General features: G+C 73.9%; 1 protein-coding gene. It reads right to left on the reverse strand.

Features of this window, described 5'->3' with window-relative positions:
* Window positions 1-1,503 (reverse strand): cobaltochelatase subunit CobN (locus CQZ88_RS31350; protein WP_258008672.1); only part of this gene is annotated, 1,503 nt, incomplete at both ends.

Consider the following 1,503-nt stretch of genomic DNA (forward strand, 5'->3'; position numbering starts at 1 on the left):
GAGGTGGTCGACGATGGTGGCGTGGGCGCGGCGCTTCGCCTGGGCCCCCTCGCCCGGGTCGTTGACCAGGAACGGGTAGATCAGCGGGAGATTGCCGATGGCGGCGTCGGTCGCGCAGGCCGCGGACAGGCCGGCGTTCTTGCCGGGCAGCCACTCCATCGAGCCGTGCTTGCCGAGGTGGACGACGGCGTCGGCGCCGAAGCCGTTCTCCACCCACCGGTACGCGGCGAGGTAGTGGTGCGACGGCGCCATGTCCGGATCGTGGTAGATCGCCACGGGGTTCTCCCCGAACCCCCGGGGCGGCTGGATCATCAGCACCACGTTGCCGGCCTGCAGGGTGGCCAGGACGATCTCGCCCTCGGGAGCGGACTGCCGGTCCACGAACAGCTCGCCGGGGGCCGCGCCCCACGCCTCGGTCATCGCGTCGGTCAGTTCCGCGGGCAGGTCCGCCGTCCACTCGCGGTACTGCGCCGCGCTCACCCGGACCGGGTTGCCCGCCATCTGCTCGGCGCTGAGCCATTCCTCGTCCTGCCCGCCCGCGGCGATCAGGGCATGGATCAGCGCGTTGCCCGCCTCGGCGTCGTCCGCGGTGTCGAGGCCCGGGAAGCCGTCGCCGAGGTCGTAGCCGCGCTCCCGCAGCGCGCGCAGCAGCCGGATCGCGGACACCGGGGTGTCCAGGCCGACCGCGTTGCCGACCCGGGAGTGCTTCGTCGGATACGCCGAGAGCATGATCGCCAGGCGCCGCCGTGCGGGCGGGATGCGCCGCAGGCGGGCGTGCGCGACGGCGATGCCGGCGACGCGGCGGCAGCGTTCGGGGTCGGTGACGTAGCGGGGCAGGCCGTCGGCGCCGAATTCCTTGAACGAGAACGGCACGGTGATGATGCGGCCGTCGAACTCGGGGACGGCGATCTGCGTCGCGGAATCGAGCGGGGAGACACCCTCGTCGGAGTCGGCCCACGCGTCGCGTCCCCAGGTCAGGCACAGCGCCTGCAGGATCGGGACATCCAGGGCGGCGAGCGCTTCGACGTCCCAGGCATCGTCGTCGCCGCCGGCGGAGACGGTGGCGGGGCGGGTGCCGCCGGCGGCGAGGACCGTGACGATCAGGGCGTCGAGGGTGCCGAGCTCGGCCAGCAGGTCCGCGGGGGCACCGCGCAGCGTGGAGCAGAAGATCGGCACGGCCACGGCGCGGCCGGTGGCGTCGACCGCCTGCGCGAGATCGCGGACGAAACGGGTGTTTCCGCTGGTCTCGTGGGCGCGGTAGTAGAGGATGCCCACCCGCGGCAGGCCGGGATCGGTCGCGGCGGGCGCGTGGCTGCCCCACGCGGGCAGCGCGGCCGGCGGCTCGAAGCCCTCGCCGGTGAGCAGGACGGTGTCGGACAGGAAGGCATGCAGCTGGGCGAGGTTCGCGGGCCCGCCCTGCGCGAGGTAGGCGTGCGCCTCGGTGGCGATACCGACGGGGACGGTCGAGTGGCTCATCAGCTCGGCGTCGGGCAGCTGCTCGCC

It is taken from the genome of Rhodococcus sp. ENV425, from assembly GCF_002887785.1.
In the GTDB taxonomy this organism is placed as follows: domain Bacteria; phylum Actinomycetota; class Actinomycetes; order Mycobacteriales; family Mycobacteriaceae; genus Rhodococcus; species Rhodococcus aetherivorans.